The 17,169-nt window shown below is 36.3% G+C and carries 14 protein-coding genes; 8 read left to right on the forward strand and 6 right to left on the reverse strand.

Going from position 1 to position 17,169, the window contains the following annotated elements; all coding sequences use genetic code 11:
• Positions 1 to 61 precede the first annotated feature (61 nt).
• Positions 62 to 1,150, reverse strand: a complete 1,089-nt coding sequence (locus AYC65_RS03650) for an alpha/beta hydrolase (protein ID WP_034869706.1) — start codon at positions 1,148 to 1,150, stop codon at positions 62 to 64.
• Between the two features lie 334 nt (positions 1,151 to 1,484).
• Between AYC65_RS03650 and AYC65_RS03655 the strand changes: the two genes are divergently transcribed.
• The 5 genes from AYC65_RS03655 to AYC65_RS03675 all read left to right on the forward strand — a co-directional run bounded on the left by AYC65_RS03655 (position 1,485) and on the right by AYC65_RS03675 (position 10,774).
• On the forward strand, positions 1,485 to 2,927 hold the full coding sequence (locus tag AYC65_RS03655) for an alpha-L-fucosidase (RefSeq protein WP_034869704.1): 1,443 nt from the start codon (positions 1,485 to 1,487) through the stop codon (positions 2,925 to 2,927).
• Positions 2,927 to 5,593, forward strand: coding sequence for a glycoside hydrolase family 3 N-terminal domain-containing protein (locus AYC65_RS03660; protein ID WP_034869703.1), 2,667 nt, complete (start codon positions 2,927 to 2,929; stop codon positions 5,591 to 5,593). Before AYC65_RS03655 ends, AYC65_RS03660 begins: the two co-directional genes overlap by 1 nt.
• A 547-nt stretch (positions 5,594 to 6,140) precedes the next feature.
• Positions 6,141 to 7,847 carry a fibrobacter succinogenes major paralogous domain-containing protein gene (locus tag AYC65_RS03665; protein WP_234300237.1) on the forward strand — a complete coding sequence of 569 codons (1,707 nt, stop codon included), beginning with the start codon at positions 6,141 to 6,143 and terminating at the stop codon, positions 7,845 to 7,847.
• A gap of 54 nt (positions 7,848 to 7,901) precedes the next feature.
• Positions 7,902 to 9,608, forward strand: a complete 1,707-nt coding sequence (locus AYC65_RS03670) for a fibrobacter succinogenes major paralogous domain-containing protein (RefSeq protein WP_234300238.1) — start codon at positions 7,902 to 7,904, stop codon at positions 9,606 to 9,608.
• 173 nt (positions 9,609 to 9,781) lie between these two features.
• Positions 9,782 to 10,774, forward strand: a complete 993-nt coding sequence (locus AYC65_RS03675; RefSeq protein ID WP_034869701.1) for a phosphatidylinositol-specific phospholipase C — start codon at positions 9,782 to 9,784, stop codon at positions 10,772 to 10,774.
• Between the two features lie 70 nt (positions 10,775 to 10,844).
• Here the strand turns inward: AYC65_RS03675 and AYC65_RS03680 are convergent, their stop codons facing one another.
• The 4 genes from AYC65_RS03680 to msrB all read right to left on the reverse strand — a co-directional run bounded on the left by AYC65_RS03680 (position 10,845) and on the right by msrB (position 13,662).
• Positions 10,845 to 11,657 carry a ferritin-like domain-containing protein gene (locus AYC65_RS03680; protein ID WP_034869699.1) on the reverse strand — a complete coding sequence of 271 codons (813 nt, stop codon included), beginning with the start codon at positions 11,655 to 11,657 and terminating at the stop codon, positions 10,845 to 10,847.
• Between the two features lie 26 nt (positions 11,658 to 11,683).
• On the reverse strand, positions 11,684 to 12,394 hold the full coding sequence (locus AYC65_RS03685; protein WP_034869698.1) for a ferritin-like domain-containing protein: 711 nt from the start codon (positions 12,392 to 12,394) through the stop codon (positions 11,684 to 11,686).
• Between the two features lie 65 nt (positions 12,395 to 12,459).
• Positions 12,460 to 13,029, reverse strand: a complete 570-nt coding sequence (locus AYC65_RS03690) for a fasciclin domain-containing protein (RefSeq protein ID WP_034869696.1) — start codon at positions 13,027 to 13,029, stop codon at positions 12,460 to 12,462.
• A 120-nt stretch (positions 13,030 to 13,149) separates the two neighbouring features.
• The gene (msrB, locus tag AYC65_RS03695; RefSeq protein ID WP_078674654.1) at positions 13,150 to 13,662 is read right to left on the reverse strand and encodes a peptide-methionine (R)-S-oxide reductase MsrB; all 513 of its coding nucleotides are present in this window, start codon (positions 13,660 to 13,662) and stop codon (positions 13,150 to 13,152) included.
• Positions 13,663 to 13,808: 146 nt separating this feature from the next.
• Here msrB and AYC65_RS03700 point away from each other — a divergent pair, with 146 nt between their 5' ends.
• Both AYC65_RS03700 and AYC65_RS03705 read left to right on the forward strand, forming a co-directional pair.
• The gene (locus tag AYC65_RS03700) at positions 13,809 to 14,318 is read left to right on the forward strand and encodes an RNA polymerase sigma factor (RefSeq protein ID WP_234300239.1); all 510 of its coding nucleotides are present in this window, start codon (positions 13,809 to 13,811) and stop codon (positions 14,316 to 14,318) included.
• 1 nt (position 14,319) lies between these two features.
• Positions 14,320 to 15,138: an anti-sigma factor gene (locus AYC65_RS03705; protein WP_034869692.1), complete on the forward strand. Its 819-nt coding sequence runs from the start codon at positions 14,320 to 14,322 to the stop codon at positions 15,136 to 15,138.
• Between the two features lie 61 nt (positions 15,139 to 15,199).
• On the opposite strand, the gene AYC65_RS03710 is transcribed toward AYC65_RS03705, so the two are convergent.
• A complete protein-coding gene (locus AYC65_RS03710; protein ID WP_034869691.1) occupies positions 15,200 to 16,177 on the reverse strand; it encodes a DUF2971 domain-containing protein in 978 nt (325 codons plus the stop codon).
• A 232-nt stretch (positions 16,178 to 16,409) separates the two neighbouring features.
• On the opposite strand from AYC65_RS03710, the gene AYC65_RS03715 reads away from it, so the two are divergent.
• Positions 16,410 to 17,099 carry a TMEM175 family protein gene (locus AYC65_RS03715; protein WP_034869690.1) on the forward strand — a complete coding sequence of 230 codons (690 nt, stop codon included), beginning with the start codon at positions 16,410 to 16,412 and terminating at the stop codon, positions 17,097 to 17,099.
• The last annotated feature ends 70 nt before the right edge of the window (positions 17,100 to 17,169 follow it).

Below are 17,169 nucleotides of genomic sequence, written 5' to 3' on the forward strand. Positions count from 1 at the left end.
TAAAAACCTCACAGACTTCTATAATCTGTGAGTTTTTTTATTGTAAATACTGATTTAAGTGTTATTTACAGACGGGTTTTACATCGTTTAGAAGTGTAACGAGCATCTTTCCGGGTTCTTCCAACATAATCATATGTGCTGAGTTTTCAAACCATATTCCTTTTTTTACAGGTGCTTTTACTTGTTGAAGCCACTTATATGTAGGTTCGGTCGGAGTAGTATAATCATGTCGACCCATAAACATAAATACAGGAATAGGGAATTTTTTAACGGAAGTGAAATCTGTATTTACAAATTCCGGAAGTATTTTGGCTAAGGTAAACAAGCTTCCCTTGCCAATAGCTTCTGCATCTTGTTCTGTATATTCTGGTGCTAATAGGGGTGCCTGGAAAAAATAAACCGAATTATTTCTGTAAGCAGTTAACCCTCCATAATATTGAGGCCATTTTCTGGCAACAATAATTCGTTGTCTGGTAATCGGCTGGTTGCCGGGATAGGGAGCAATTGTAGCAAGTTCTTTTAAAGCTTTATCATTCTTTAATTTTGTTGCCTGCTCTATAGCATAGTTATAGCTTAGGCGTTCATTTTCTCGGGTGTTTATTACCTGGCCTATTCCTACATAAGCATAGAACAGGTCAGGTCTTTTTAATGCAGCTTGCATAGATACGATAGTTCCCCAGCTGTGCCCCACAAGAATAACTTTTTTCTTCTTATATTTTTGGGTAATAAACTCAGCAAGCTTTATTGCATCATCAGCGTATTGTTTTATATTAATAGTTTTTCCCAGAGTAAGTGTATCATTGGCATTATAAGTTTTTCCTGCAGCTCTCTGATCGTAATTTACTACAGTAAAGTATTCCTCAATTGGCTTTTGAAACATCCACATTATTGGGGAAATGGGAGATGCCGGACCTCCGTGCACAAATAGTATTATCGGGTTTTCTTTATTCTGACCACGAACATATACCCATTGTTTTATACCACCTATATCTGCTTTATATCTTTCCTGAATTCCGTTTGGAGAAACAATAGAATCAAGGTCTTTAATGATTTCTCTGGCTTTGGTATACTCATTGGTTTGTTGATTGTTTTGCCCGAAACATATAAAAGAATATGTGAAGAGAATCAGCAGGAAAATATTGTTTCTCATATAAATTGTATTTGTGTGCTATCTGAATCCTATTCAAATATACTTAATTTATAGTATGTTGTTTTTTGAACACAACAGGCAATTTATTCAAAACTGTTAATTTATTTGGGTAGAGTTTATAGTAGATGTTTAACCATCATTACTATTTTTGTTATTTAGCAGTTTGGTGGGTTATTTATATAGTAATCCGCTTTTTATTAGAAATTTGTTTAATTATTCTTATGATATATTAATTATAAATAACAGAAAATATTTTATCTTCATGCATTAATTGTGTATCATATTTTACAGGTTATGTAAAACTATATACTGAAAGCTAATAAAAACTATTTCCATGTTAATTAAACAAAAAACTAAAACCTTATTCTTATCAGCAATTTTTATTTCCACAAATTTTTTCTCACAAGCCCATAATGTTTCGGCGGGGTACGAAAAACCAAAAGATCCCTTAGTCGTTAATAATCTTGAAGAATGGCAAGATTTGAAATTTGGGCTTTTTATGCATTGGGGAACCTACAGCCAATGGGGTATTGTGGAAAGCTGGAGCTTGTGCCCGGAAGATGAATCCTGGACACAGAGAAAGCCCGAGCATGGCAAATCTTATTACGAGTATGTGAAAAATTATGAAAACCTTCAGACAACATTTAATCCTGTAGAGTTTAATCCGCAGAAATGGGCAGATGCAGCAAAAAAAGCAGGAATGAAATATGTTGTCTTTACAACAAAACACCATGATGGTTTTGCGATGTTTGATACCAAAGAATCTGATTATAAAATTACCTCTTCTAAAACGCCTTTTTCAAAGAACCCGAAAGCTGATGTAACAAAAGAGATTTTTAATTCATTCAGAAAGGATGGATTTAAAATAGGAGCATATTTTTCAAAACCAGATTGGCATACCGATAATTATTGGTGGTCATACTTTCCACCAAAAGACAGAAATGTAAATTATGACCCAAAGAAATACCCGGAAAAGTGGGCAAGCTTTAAAAAATACACATTCAATCAGCTTAATGAAATAACATCAAATTATGGCAAAATAGATATCCTCTGGCTGGATGGTGGATGGGTGAGACCTTTTAAAACAATTGACCCTACTGTAGAATGGCAAAAAACAATTAAAGTAGAGCAGGATATTGATATGGATAAAATTGGAGAGATGGCACGCAGGAACCAGCCGGGTATTATTATAGTAGATCGTACGGTTCCCGGAAAGTGGGAAAATTATGTAACTCCCGAACAGGCTATTCCTGAACACAATCTTTCAATTCCATGGGAAAGCTGTATTACAATGGGAAATTCTTTTTCATATGTGCCAAATGATAACTATAAATCTTCCCAAAAGATTGTAGAAACTTTAATTAAAATTATTTCCAGAGGCGGGAACTATCTAATGAATATAGCACCGGGACCGAATGGCGATTATGATGCTGTCGTTTATGAACGTTTGAAAGAAATTTCTGGTTGGATTGATATTAATAAAACAGCCGTTTATGCAACAAGAAGTATAGCGCCATATCATGAGAATGATTTTTATTACACCCAGAGTAAAGATGGAAAAACAGTTAATGTATTTCATATAAATGAGACCTCAAATTATCAGGCACCTCACGATCTTGTTTTTACATTACCAGAGAACTTCAAGCCTAAGAAACTACAGATTCTTGGTATCTCATCTAAAATTTCATGGAAGAAACAGGGGAATAAGATTAAGGTTCAACTTCCTAAAGAATGCAATAAATTAAAATATTCAACAGTAATCCAAATAACACAGTAATGAAGGTTTATCATTTTAAGATGGCTTTATTAGTCGCTGTTTGTTTATTGTTTTCCTGGGTAAAAGCGCAGCCAGCTCTCTATAAAGATCCAAAACAACCTGTTGAGATAAGGGTTCAGGATTTGTTGAAAAGGATGACCCCTGAGGAAAAATTCTGGCAATGTTTTATGATTCCCGGGGATTTGGATAATGTTCCTAAGAACCAGTACCATCATGGTATTTTCGGTTTACAGGTAAGTGCCGGAAGTCAGGACGGCGCAGCAGCCGGACAGATGCTGAAATATAATGCAAAAGAAGATGCTGAAAAGTTAGCCAGGAAAATTAATGCCATTCAAAAGTATTTTGTTGAAGAATCCAGACTGGGAATTCCAATAATTCCTTTTGATGAAGCGTTGCATGGTTTGATGCGGGAAGGGGCAACTGCTTTTTCGCAGTCTATTGGATTATCGGCTACTTTTAACCCGGATCTGATGAAAGAAATTTCATCTGCAATTGCCAGAGAATCTAAGCTTAGAGGAATCCGGCAGATTCTAACTCCGGTGGTAAATTTAGCCAATGATGTCAGATGGGGAAGAACAGAAGAAACTTATGGTGAGGATCCATTCTTAACCTCTGTGATGGGGGTGAGTTTTGTAAGTTCGTTCGAAAATCAGGGAATTATTACCACTCCAAAACATTTTCTGGCAAATGTTGGTGAAGGTGGCAGAGATTCCTATCCGATTCACTGGAGTAAAAGATATTTGGAAGAAACGCACTTAATTCCTTTTTATAAAGCTTTTACCGAAGGAAAGAGCAGGTCTGTAATGACTTCCTATAATTTATTAGACGGAAGACCTTCTACATCTAATCATTGGTTACTAACAGATAAGTTAAAAAAAGAGTGGAATTTCAAAGGCTTTGTAATTAGTGATGCGAGTGCTGTCGGTGGGGCAAATGTTTTACACTTTACAGCAAAAGACTATAGTGATGCCTCTGCGCAGGCAATTAATGCTGGATTGGATGTGATTTTTCAAACGGAGTATAATCATTATAAACTATTTATTTCTCCATTTTTAGATGGAAGAATCTCGAAAGAGAGAATTGATGATGCTGTATCAAGAGTTTTAAGAGCAAAATTTGAACTGGGACTTTTTGAGAGACCTTATACTTCTGAGAAAGAGATTATAGAATTGAAGAAAATAAATAATAAACCCTTAGCAGAAAAAGCAGCTATAGAATCATTTGTTTTGCTTCAGAATAATAATGCTGCTCTTCCTATTACTGATCATTATAAAAAGATTCTGATTGTTGGTACAGATGCTGCAGACGCCAGACTCGGAGGTTATTCAGGTCCTGGTAATAAAAAGGTTAATATTTTAGATGGTATTAAAAACTTCGTTAAAAATAAAAATGTTGAAGTATCCTATGCTAAAGGTATTGATTGGAATCTGAAAACATTTATGCAAGTTCCTTCCGAGTATTTGTCTTTTGAGGAAGAAAAAGGATTAAGAGGTCTGTATTTTTCCAATAGCAATTTAACGGGAAAACCTGTTGTTGAGAAACAAGATGAGCAGATAGGGTTCAAGTGGACCTTGTACTCTCCGGATCCGGAAAAATTACAACCGGATAATTATAGTATAAAATGGGAAGGAAAATTAGAAGCTCCAGCTTCCGGGAAGTATAAATTGGGATTACGGGGAAATGATGGGTTCAGATTATATTTAGATGGAAAATTATTAATAGACCAATGGGAAAAGCTGAGTTATTCAACCCAAACAACAAATGTTGATTTTGTAAAAGGGCAAAAATATAATATTGCAATAGAATTTCATGAAAATAGAGGTGAAGCAAATATCGAACTGATCTGGAACCATGGATTGAATAACTATGAGAAGGATTTTAATGAAGCATTAAAATTAGCGCAGAGCTCAGATTACATCATTGTAACTGCCGGAATTCATGAGGGAGAATTTCAAGACAGATCTTCTTTAAGTCTTCCCGGGAATCAGGAAGCATTTATTCATGAAGTAGCCAAATTAAATAAACCTGTAGCTGTAGTCTTAGTTGGAGGATCTGCTATAAAAACCACAAGCTGGAAAGATAAAGTAGGAGCTATTATAGATATTTGGTATCCGGGAGAAGAAGGCGGTAATGCTGTAGCTAAAGTATTGTTTGGTGCAGAGAATCCTTCCGGAAAATTACCCATTACATTTCCAATTGAAGAAGGACAGCTTCCGTTAAGCTATAATCATCATCCTACAGGCAGGGGAAATGATTATCACGATCTTAGCGGGGAACCATTATATCCTTTTGGGTATGGATTAAGCTATACTTCTTTTGATATTTCAGACTTGCAGCTGAATAAGAATAAATATTCTGAAAATGATATCATAAAAGCTCAGGTAAATGTGAAGAACACAGGGGCTAAAGAGGGAAGTGAAGTTGTACAGTTATACATTAAAGATGTATTAGCTTCTGTATCAAGACCAGTTATTGAATTAAAGGGTTTTCAGAAAGTGAATCTGAAGCCGGGAGAATCTAAAAAAATTACAATAGAGCTTCCGGTAAAAGAACTTAAATTCTTAGATGAAAAGATGAACTGGATAGTTGAAAAAGGAACCTACAGAATTATGATCGGTAATTCCTCGAAGAATCTACCGTTAAAGCAAAATATTGAAATAGAGTAGGAAGCTAAATATAGCTCGGCATAATTATAAAAAAGACCTTGATACACTAAGCTGTATCAAGGTCTTTTTTATGAATATTACATCATTTGGATAGTAATAAAGAATAATGCATTATACTAACAGAATTTAAAATTAAAGTTAATTGTCTTATATTCATTGTTTTCCTGATTTTATTTTCTATTTTTGTCTCCATAAATAATCCTGCCGGATATTACCGATGAGGCAGTGATTTTATAAAAACACAAACAAACAAATGATGAAACAAATGAACTTTTTACCCAACCATACTTCCCTCAAAGAGGAAGCTCCTTTTATTTATGGAGCAATCCGTATAATGCGGAATAAGAATAAGCACTGCTTCGGGCAAGTGTTGTTTATGCTATTGCTTAATAGTCATATTTCTGTGCGTAATACATGCTGTCGGTATTTTTGTGATGTTGTTGTTTGACGTATGTCTTGTATAATAATGCTCCGTAAATAATATTTTAAAATAAAATTTCTATGAAATAAAGCTTTAAATACTAATAAAACACACAAACAAATGATGATGAAAAAACAAAAAACACAATTTATTCCAAAGCGGACAGGTTTCGGAATAGTAACTGGTACAACATTGCTATTGATTTTATTTACGGTATTTTCCTGCCGCAGCAGCGATACTGATAATAAAGTAACAGCAGGCGGAACAGCCGATGTAAAGATCAATCTTCAGGGAGAAGCTTTTGATGATACTGCAGATCTTGGAGGGCAGGCTTCTTTAACGCAAGGCGTTTCAGTGAGTACATCTGCGGTACAGAGAAAAGAAATTCCTTTTAACGATGATTTTACGCTGGTAGCAGAACTGTCCCCCGTAAAAACTTCGGTAAGTAATCAGGTACAGGCTTCCTTAGGTGGAAATCTGCTGGCGGCAACGGGACCAACACCTTTAGGCACCGGAATCAGATACAAAGTAGTGGTTTTCCGGTCTACCGGAGAATATGTAACAGAAAGAAACTATATCCGTGGTCAGGAAAGTAGCACCGCAGATCTTAATCTGGATGGAGGCAGTAATTACGCTTTCATTGTTTATTCTGTAAAAAGTCAGACCGATTTACCAGATGTTACGTATACCAATACTTCAAACAAAACATTATCCACAGCCAGTATTTCAGGATTAGCCAATACAGTCGACTTTATGTATTACCGAAAAGATATGCAGGTATCCGGTAACCAGACCAATTATCTGGATGTTATCCTGAGGCATAGACTCAGCCAGATAACCACAACGATTGATGCTTCCGCAACGGGTTATAACATCACAGCCGTGACCGCAAATATCGATTCTCATTATCCGTCTTATAATGTTCCATTGTCTACCGGAACTCCAGCTCAAACAGGAACAGCAGGAACAGCAGCAGTAACATTTCCAACTTTAGGAACGCAGATTATCGTTGCAAATCCTGTAATGCTGAATGGAAATACGACTACAGGTAAGTTTACATTGTCTACAATTACTATTGGTCCATTGACTCAGACAGTATCGAGTACAGCATTGACGGGTCTTAAGATAACACCGGGAATTATGTACAATCTGAAATTTACATTGAGCCCTTCGGATGTTTATCTGGATAATTATAACGGACAAAAAGCAGCACGTATTAACGGAAAAGTATGGATGCGTTATAACCTGGGAGCAGATACCAGTGTTAATCCGGATCAGGATCCAATTGTTTCAGGTCTTCACGGAGGTTATTATCAATTTGGACGCAGTGTTTCTGTAGCAAACGGAACCGAAACATCTTTAAATTCTAATTTTAACGGTAATCCTGCGGCGGCCAATGCATGGAATAGCGGAACAGAAATAGCTCCTGTGAAGACAGCTAATGATCCATGCCCACAAAATTACCGTCTACCTACGCAGACCGAATTTCAGGGATTATTGGATGCTACAGTGCAAAGTAATGCCGGAACCTGGTCTACAAGTGATACAAATTACGGTGCCGCGAAAGTCTTAACAAGTAAGAAGAATAATAATGTAAAAATAGTTTTACCTGCTCAGGGAGCCTTTGGAGCAAGAGGAAATGGAGCTCCATATACGTGGTGGTGGACTAATCAGAGAGGTAGTCGTGTAAGTTACTGGACCAGTACAAGCACTAGTGGAAATAACACATCATATTTTGAAGGGAGTAGTACCAGTGCTACAGTTTTTGTACAAACAGATGGTAATCCGAGTACAAAAGTTTTATCTAAAACAATTCGTTGTATTGCACAATAAAATAGTTACCCTGCACTATTAAGATCTCTATAGAATAACAAACAAATGATGATAATGAAAAAACGAAAGACACAATTTATTCCAAAGCGGACAGGTTTTGGAATAGTAACTGGTACAACATTGCTATTGATTTTATTTGCGGTATTTTCCTGCCGCAGCAGCGATACTGATAACAAAATGACAGCGGGCGGAACAGCCAATGTAAGTATCAATCTTCAGGGAGAAGCTTTTGATGATACTGCAGATCTTGGCGGACAGGCTTCTTTAACGCAAGGCGTTTCAGTGAGTACATCTGCGGTACAGAGAAAAGAAATTCCTTTTAACGATGATTTTACGCTGGTAGCAGAGCTGTCCCCCGTAAAAACTTCGGTAAGTAATCAGGTACAGGCTTCCTTAGGTGGAAATCTGCTGGCGGCAACGGGACCAACACCTTTAGGCACCGGAATCAGATACAAAGTAGTGGTCTTCCGGTCTACCGGAGAATATGTGACGGAAAGAAACTATATCCGTGGTCAGGAAAGTAGCACCGCAGATCTTAATCTGGATGGAGACAGTAATTACGCTTTCATTGTTTATTCTGTAAAAAGTCAGACCGATTTACCAGATGTTACATATACCAATACTTCAAACAAAACATTGTCCACAGCCAGTATTTCAGGGTTGGCCAATACAGTCGACTTTATGTATTACCGAAAAGATATGCAGGTATCCGGTAACCAGACCAATTATCTGGATGTTATCCTGAGGCATAGACTCAGCCAGATAACCACAACGATTGATGCTTCCGCAACGGGTTATAACATCACAGCCGTGACCGCAAATATCGATTCTCATTATCCGTCTTATAATGTTCCATTGTCTACCGGAACTCCAGCTCAAACAGGAACAGCAGGCACCGCAGCAGTAACATTTCCAACTTTAGGAACGCAGATTATCGTTGCAAATCCTGTAATGCTGAACGGAAATACGACTACAGGTAAGTTTACATTGTCTACAATTACTATTGGTCCATTGACTCAGACAGTATCGAGTACAGCATTGACTGGTCTTAAGATAACACCAGGAATTATGTACAATCTGAAATTTACATTAAGCCCTTCGGATGTTTATCTGGATAATTATAACGGACAAAAAGCAGCACGTATTAACGGAAAAGTATGGATGCGTTATAACCTGGGAGCTGATAACAGCATTAATCCAGATCAGGATCCAATTGTTTCGGGTCTTCATGGAGATTATTATCAATTTGGACGCAGTGTTTCTGTTGCCGGTAAAGCAGATACATCTTTGAATTCTAATTTTAATGGCAACCCTGCGGCAGCTAATGCATGGAATAGTGGCACAGAAACAACACCAGTAAAAACAGCGAATGATCCATGTCCTCAAAATTACCGTCTACCTACGCAGACCGAATTTCAGGGATTATTGGATGCTACAGTGCAAAGTAATGTGGGAACCTGGTCTGCAAGTGATACAAATTACGGTGCCGCGAAAGTCTTAACAAGTAAGAAGAATAATAATGTAAAAATAGTTTTACCTGCTCAGGGAGCCTTTGGTACCAGAGGAAATAATGCACCATATTCGGGATTTTGGACTAATCAGAGAGGAGCTCTTGCCGTATATTGGACCAGTACAAGCTCTAGTAGTAACAATACTTCGTATTTTAGGGCTAATAGTACTTCTGCAAGCATGTTTGTACAGACAGATGGAAATCCAAGTATTAAAATTTTTAGTGTAAATATCCGCTGTATAGCACAATAAAATGTAGAGATTGTATATCAGTATCAGAGAATATCATTTTTTATAAAAGCCCCGTTATGGGGCTTTTGTTTTTTAGATAGAACAAGTTTACTATAACTTAATCAGAGTTTAAAACTATGTTCATCTGCATTGTAAAAGGCCTGTGTATTTTTATATCTGGTAATATATCACATATGAAAAAACTAACTAACTATTTACTGACCGCTGCAATTGCAGGCGTATTCTTTTCATGTTCAGAGAACTCCACTGAAAGAGACTCCGAAGGTCTTAAAGCCCAACTAAATGCTGCTGTTATTAACAAAGCTTCTTTAGCTTCAGTAGGAATTAGCAACTGGATGTCTGCTTTGCAGGATAATGTTTCTTTGTCACAGATTTCGGTACCCGGAACTCACGATTCCGGAGCAACCGTAGAATTCCCTTCGGGGACTGCAAAAACCCAGAATCTTACTATTGCTGAACAGCTTAATATTGGTGTTCGCTTTCTGGATATCCGCTGCCGACACATTGATGATTCTTTTGCCATACACCATGGGCCTGTTTATCAGAAGCTGAACTTCGATGATGTACTGAATGCCGTTTATGCATTTTTAGACAGCCATCCTACGGAAACCGTTATTATGTCGGTAAAGGAGGAGTATAATGCATCTAATACAACCAGAAGTTTTGAAAAAACCTTTGATGCCTATGTTCAGAAAAATCCTTCTAAATGGGATCTGGGAAACAATATCCCTAAGTTGGGGGACATAAGAGGAAAGATAAGACTATTGAGAAGATTCCCTGCAGAAACAAAACCTAAAGGAATAGATGCTACAAACTGGGCAGATAATACCACTTTCGAAATCAGTAATGATTCTCCGGTTAAAGTAAAAGTACAGGATAACTATAAAGTAGACAATAACGATACTAAATGGTCGCAGATTCAGTCCATTCTTACCGAGGCAAAAGCCGATACCAGCGGAAAGCTGTTCATTAATTTTACAAGTGGTTACAAACCTCTAATATTCGGGATTCCAAGTATTCCTACAGTTTCTAATGCCATAAATCCAAAGCTTAAAACCTTTTTTCAGAGTAGTACACAGGGCTCTTATGGCATTCTGCCAATAGATTTTATCAGTGCAGAACTGGCAGAGCCTATCGTTAAAACAAATTTTTCAAATAATCCTTAGTAAATCCCGGATTATTACAGAGCCCTCACATGAGGGCTCTTTTTGTTAATTTGTTATGTGGATATGTATCCTATACAATGAATAAAGATGCAATAGCTTTAGCATCATCACCTGTAAGGATTTCGTCATAAGAAGCGGAACCGGCAGCAGCTCCAAATGTTGTACTGGTGTTGTATCCTGCTTGATTGGTATTGTCTTCTCCTGTATACACCGGATTGGTTGCTGCAGGCATATTTCCACCGTCCGCAAGCTCTATCCAGCCTTTATTAGCCCGCATTCTTCTGACTTGCGATGCATGTCTGGCTTCTACTGAATGAATCTGAAGGGCTGCCTGCAAAACAGTCTTATTAGACATAACATTTCCGGCCTGCCCTTTATAAGCTCTTACCCCGGTATCTTCGAAAGCCTGAGCCAGAATCAGAAACTGACTGTAATCTGTAAATGGAGAAAATTTACCTTTTGCTGTAAAATCGAAGGTTGGTTTGTTACCAGGAGTCGTTCCTAAGGAGGTTAATGTATTTTTAAGGAAGCTAACGTGTGCAGACTCATGTTTGGAAATTTGCATAAATACGGTTCTGTCTTTAGCCGGAATAAGCCCGGGAGCAGAAAGACCAATATTATAATATTCATTTTCAAGATATTCAAGGACCAATGCCAGTTGTAGTGCATCTGTGAGATCATTTTGAGCCATATTCACAGCCATGGATGATTGTTTTACCGTTTCGGCTTTTATAGTCATCATAGAACCCAAACCCAGTGGTACGGCTGCTATGGCTGCTTTTTTTCCGAAAGTATATATGTTTGTAATTGCTTCTGATCTGGATGAACCCGCAGTAAAGAATTTGTCATCAGAAAGCTGGTCTAATAATTTAAGAATGTTCATAACAATAGGTTTTAAAAATGAAATAATTAACTAATGCCTCTTTCTTTCCACGTAAAGCGGGTTTTTATAAATCCACCTGCAGCCATAACAATGTCTTTAGGCTCTTTCGCCACATCCAGCCCGTTAGCATCTACAACATCATCTCCTGAAAAGTCGGCCGATCCGGGGTTTATAAGATTTCTGATTGCTGATGCGTGTCTTGCTTCAACAGAAACAATCTTTCCTGCAATCACAAGATAAGCCGGATTTGTAATGTATTTTCCTGCAGCGTTGTAGGCTGCTACTCCGGTATCTTCTAAAGCTTTAGCTGTCGCCAAAACTGAGCTGCGGTCGTTAAAATTCACATTGGGGTATTGAAATTCTAATTTTGGCAAAACATGAGAAGTAGCACCGCTAATTGCGGCTTTGAAAAAATCCCTGTGAATGACTTCGTGGTGATAAAGATCTGTGAAAATCTCTTTTTCATTACTGGAGATTCCTGTGTAAAAATTGTTAACTACTTTTGTATAGAAATCAGCTTCTAGCTGTTCCAGTGCATAAGCATAATTAAGTACTCCTACATCGCCTTGTCCAAGGTCAAATATCGTATCGTCCATGAAGTTGAATCCATCACCATCATTGCAACCCACCATTGTAAGACCTGCCATCGCAAGACCAATTCCACCAAGCTTTAAGAAATTTCTTCTGCTGGTATCCAGGGTTGCTCCCTGATTTGAAATATGAATTGTTTTTTTCATAATATTATTTTTTAGGTGTTAATATTTGGTGTGAAAATTTGTGTTTTTGGGATAGGTGCGAATGACTATGGCATAAGGACTTTGTCTATTACGTGAATAACTCCGTTGGATTGATTTACATCGGCAATAGTAACTTTGGCACTATTACCTTTAGCATCTTTTATGTAAAGATCTTTTCCTTTTGTCCAGAAAGTAACACCTTCCCCTTCTACAGTTTTCATCATGCTTGTTCCGTTTCCTGCTTTTACAGCTGCCCAGATTTGTTTAGCATTGTACTTTCCGGAAAGAACATGATAGGTTAATATTTTAGTCAGCATTTCTTTATTTTCCGGTTTCAAGAGATTTTCTACTGTTCCTTTTGGTAACATAGCAAAGGCTTCATCGGTAGGAGCTAATACTGTAAAAGGCCCTGCTCCTTGTAATGTCTCAACAAGACCTGCTGCTTTTACTGCTGCAACAAGTGTTTTGTGGTCATTGGAGTTTACAGCATTTTCTATAATGTTTTTAGATGGATACATAGGAGCTCCACCTACCATTACTGTTTTTTCTTTCATTACTTGTGCGGTAAGTTGGCCACTATAGGCAAATGATAATATGATCATTCCTAAAACTGCGATTTTTGATTTTGTTTGCATTTTCTTAGATTTTTTTAATTAAACATTACTTGAATATGTTCTTAATGTCATTTACGAGTTCGGTTTTATTTTAGATTTTAATTTTGAATTATTTATTTCAATTAATTGGTAATCAGTTGATTATTTTTTGTTTGGAACAAAATCTAGACAAACTGAGTTCATACAAAAGCGCTTTCCGGTCGGCTGAGGGCCATCATCGAAAATATGACCGAGGTGAGAGCCACATCTGCCACATAAAACTTCTGTTCTTACCATATTGTAAGAAGTATCTTTTCTGTATTTTACACTGTTCTTATGTATTGGCTGGTAAAAAGAAGGCCAGCCACATGTGGTTGCAAATTTTGAAGTGGAAAGGAATAATGGATTACCACAAACTGCACAGTAATAAGTTCCTTTCTCATCGAATTCATAATATTTTCCTGTAAAGGCAGTTTCTGTAGCAGCTTCTCTGGCAACCATATAAAGCTCTGGTGTTAGAATTTTTTTCCATTCTGTATTACTTACATTTAAGGAATTATTGGCTGTGCGGGAGTAATAAGGATTGTGGATTTTAAACTTTTCAGACTGCGCAGAAACCTGAATGGAAACCAATATAATCAGGTTGATAGCTAGTGTTTTTAATATTGTATTCATGATTGTATATTATTGTCATAAATACATATACGAGATAAAAATTAAAACAGATTTGTATTATTATCTTCTTTATTTTGTTACATTTGAAAAATTAAAAATAGAGAACAATTAAAACAAACTATTCGGAAGAGGAGCTTATCGTTTTATTGAGAGAAAAAAACGAAACTGGTTTTCATCATTTGTATGATCACTACTCTGGCGCATTGTATGGTGTGATATTCCGGATTGTGCAATCTAAAGAATATACTGAAGAAATTATTCAGGATGTTTTCGTTAAGATCTGGAACTCTGTTCATCAGTACGACTCGCAAAAAGGCAGATTCTATACATGGATGATCAATATTGCAAGAAATACAGCAATAGATTATTTAAAATCAAAAGGTTTTCAGAATGAATTGAAAAACCAATCAATTCCGGATTTCGTATATAATAGTACAGCCCTTTCTACATCCAATAATACATCTGATTTTATTGGTTTTAATAATGTACTTGAAAGTTTGGAGACAGATAAACAAGAGCTTATTAATATGGCCTATTATCAGGGATATACACAGAATGAAATATCTGAACAACTGAAGATACCGCTGGGGACCGTGAAAACAAAAATGAGGAATGCACTAATGAAATTAAGAGATTTATTAAAAGATTATCAATAAATTGAATACTAAAGAATACATATCATCCGGAATTATAGAATCTTATATTCTAGGTCTTGCTTCTCCCGAGGAGGCAGGCATTTTGGAATGTGTTATGAAGAATAATGCTGAGGTAAAAGCTGCTTTTGAAGAAGCACAAAAGACAATGGAAGATCTGGCTACAGCACAAGCCATGACACCTCCGGAAGATTTAAAATCTAAAATCTGGAACAAAATTCAGAAAGAACAAATAACAGAAGAAAAGACTACTGATGTTTCCCAATCTTCAATGAATCTTAGGATTGAAGAAAAAAGAGAAATAAAAGGAAGTGAAAAAAATACGAGCTGGAAAAATTTTGCAGTTGCAGCATCTGTTCTGTTTCTGGTGAGTATCGCAGGGAATTTATATTGGCTAAACCGACAGTCTGAAACTAAAAAAGAAATTGTAAAACTCGAAACAACTAATCAGGCTCAGAATTTGGCTTTGCAAAAGATGAACGAAAAGTGGCAAACACTGTCCGGTTCCAATATGCAAATTATTGCTTTAAAGGGTGTGGAGAAACATCCGGAAGCTAAAGCTACAGTTTTCTGGGATCAGAAAACTAAAGAGGTTTATCTGAACGCGGAGAGTCTGCCGAAAGCTCCGGAAGGAATGCAGTATCAGCTTTGGGCTATTGCAGATGGTAAACCAGTAAATGCCGGAATGTATTCTGAAGAAAAAGACAGCAGGGTAGCTCTTTCAAAAATACCAAAAGCTCAGGCCTTTGCTATAACTCTGGAAAAGAAAAACGGAAGCGAGGTTCCTACTATGGAGAATATGTTTGTAATGGGAGGGATTTAATCAGATAAGGTAATAATATCTATACAATAACATAAAAAAAGCCTCCATATGAAGGCTTTTTTTATGTTGTTTCAATAAATCCTTTTCGCTTAATATATTTGAAACTGAAATTTCGAGTGGTTAGCTTTCTCAGATCATTTTTACATAAAATTTGAAGTGTAGGTTCACTTGTATCTCCTGTTAGTACAATCTCCTGGATTTCTAGAATATTGGGCAGCTCTACAATTTTTAATGCTATCCTTTCTATTTGTTTTTTGTATTTGTAGTATTCTTTTAGATTTTGCTTTAATAATAATCCTTTATCGAAAAAAGCTTTATTCTGATAGTACTGAGGACTGTTTGGATATAAATCTTCAATGGGCTTTACTTTTAACTGGTATTTTTTAGAGCTTATTTCAATTTGTTTATACTTTAAACCACGCCCCTTCAGTAGGTTCATCGTATTCTTAATATCCTCTTTTCGTGCTTTTGCCCCGAATATAATAGATTTAACAGCGGTGTGATTATAAGTAAGAAGCCCCCAATCTTCAAATGTTATTCTTAACTCATTTTCCTTTTCCCATGCCGTCGATTTGTTGCCAATAATACTCTGGATATTGAGCTTTCCGTTTAAAGCCTGTTGTATGATCTTTGGAACTCTGGAAGTATTGGTGTATTCAATGTCAAACATAAAGGCACATGGAATATTAGGGTCAAAATTGAAATCTTTCAACAGAATATCTGTTTCATATTCAATGGCAAATCCTCTGTGCGAATCGGAATACAATGCCCATAAGATTTCATTATCCACATCTTTTGAAAGCGAGTATACACCCTGAGTTTTTAATAACCGAACCACTTCCGAATAGGCAGCCTTTAGTTCAGCTTTATTGGTTAAATAGGGGAGACTCTCAATAAACGATTCATCGTTTATGGGATCCATAAACTGCATGCTTTCAAAAGGATCATTAAGATCTTCATATTTCGAGGCAAATAGCTGGTTACAGGTTAAGGTAATCAGGTCGCGTCCATAGTTACTTCTGTATTTGAAAACTCTCATACAATAATTGACTTAATCTGGTGTTGAATTATCTTCTAAAATTACGTTTAACAATATAAACTTAAAAATTGAACAATTTATTACAATTCCACATGATAAAACATTTCTGTCTGTAATCGTATTGATGTATTGAAGATTCTTTAATAATATTTATTATATATTGATGAATAAATATACATGAATCATTTTTTATTTTAAATTTGATTAACACCAAAAAAACGAAAACTTTAATATGGAAAATCAGGAAAATGAAGGATATTCAGGTACAGAAGTAAAACATCCGAAGCAGGAATTTCAGGTAGAAAGGCTGGCTTTTTTCAGCGATGCTATTTTTGCAATAGCGATTACCCTTCTTATTATTGAGTTCAAAGTGCCACATGTTACCCGGGAAAGCACATATGATCAGGTACTCGGAGAGCTGTCGGAACTAAAGTATAATTTTCTGGCCCTGCTTTTTAGCTTTGGACTCATCTCAATGTTCTGGATCAGACATCATTTCCTGTTCAAACATATCCATAATTACAACGGGCCAGTAATCCGGCTGAATATGCTCATAATGCTTACGATTATTTTCTTTCCGTTTACCACTACGTTTTATGCAGATTCGGTTGAAAATTTTGCTGTATTTACACTGGCATTTCGGTTATTCGCACTCAATAACATTTTGGCAGCTCTTAGTATTTTTGCTCTTTCTTACTATGTTTTTGTTGCGCATACAGAACTTTCTTATAGTATTCCGGAGTATTATAAGCGTAAATTTTTTTTAGACAATTTGTTTCTGGCAAGTATGTTTATTTTATTGCTTGTACTCACGTTTTTTACTGATAGTGCAAAGCTATTAGGGGGGATTGCTTGTGTTACTATTCTTGTAAAAAACATTCTGGAAAGAATATTGAAAATTAGTCATGTAAAATATTCCTGATTTTCTGTTTTTGATACTATGTGTATATAACTGTAATACAGTTAGTTGTGTTGTGTTTTAGACCGTTTAA

The sequence above is a fragment of the Elizabethkingia bruuniana genome (assembly GCF_002024805.1).
GTDB lineage: Bacteria > Bacteroidota > Bacteroidia > Flavobacteriales > Weeksellaceae > Elizabethkingia > Elizabethkingia bruuniana.

Bases quoted from the DNA above. Each gene is read 5' to 3' on its own strand.
- AYC65_RS03665 (WP_234300237.1), top strand. From the start codon at position 6,141: ATGAAAAAACAAAAAACACAATTTATTCCAAAGCGGACAGGTTTCGGA.
- AYC65_RS03685 (WP_034869698.1), bottom strand. From the start codon at position 12,394: ATGAAAAAAACAATTCATATTTCAAATCAGGGAGCAACCCTGGATACC.
- AYC65_RS03710 (WP_034869691.1), bottom strand. From the start codon at position 16,177: ATGAGAGTTTTCAAATACAGAAGTAACTATGGACGCGACCTGATTACC.
- AYC65_RS03690 (WP_034869696.1), bottom strand. From the start codon at position 13,029: ATGCAAACAAAATCAAAAATCGCAGTTTTAGGAATGATCATATTATCA.
- AYC65_RS03675 (WP_034869701.1), top strand. From the start codon at position 9,782: ATGAAAAAACTAACTAACTATTTACTGACCGCTGCAATTGCAGGCGTA.
- AYC65_RS03680 (WP_034869699.1), bottom strand. From the start codon at position 11,657: ATGAACATTCTTAAATTATTAGACCAGCTTTCTGATGACAAATTCTTT.
- AYC65_RS03715 (WP_034869690.1), top strand. From the start codon at position 16,410: ATGGAAAATCAGGAAAATGAAGGATATTCAGGTACAGAAGTAAAACAT.
- msrB (WP_078674654.1), bottom strand. From the start codon at position 13,662: ATGAATACAATATTAAAAACACTAGCTATCAACCTGATTATATTGGTT.
- AYC65_RS03660 (WP_034869703.1), top strand. From the start codon at position 2,927: ATGAAGGTTTATCATTTTAAGATGGCTTTATTAGTCGCTGTTTGTTTA.
- AYC65_RS03655 (WP_034869704.1), top strand. From the start codon at position 1,485: ATGTTAATTAAACAAAAAACTAAAACCTTATTCTTATCAGCAATTTTT.
- AYC65_RS03670 (WP_234300238.1), top strand. From the start codon at position 7,902: ATGAAAAAACGAAAGACACAATTTATTCCAAAGCGGACAGGTTTTGGA.
- AYC65_RS03650 (WP_034869706.1), bottom strand. From the start codon at position 1,150: ATGAGAAACAATATTTTCCTGCTGATTCTCTTCACATATTCTTTTATA.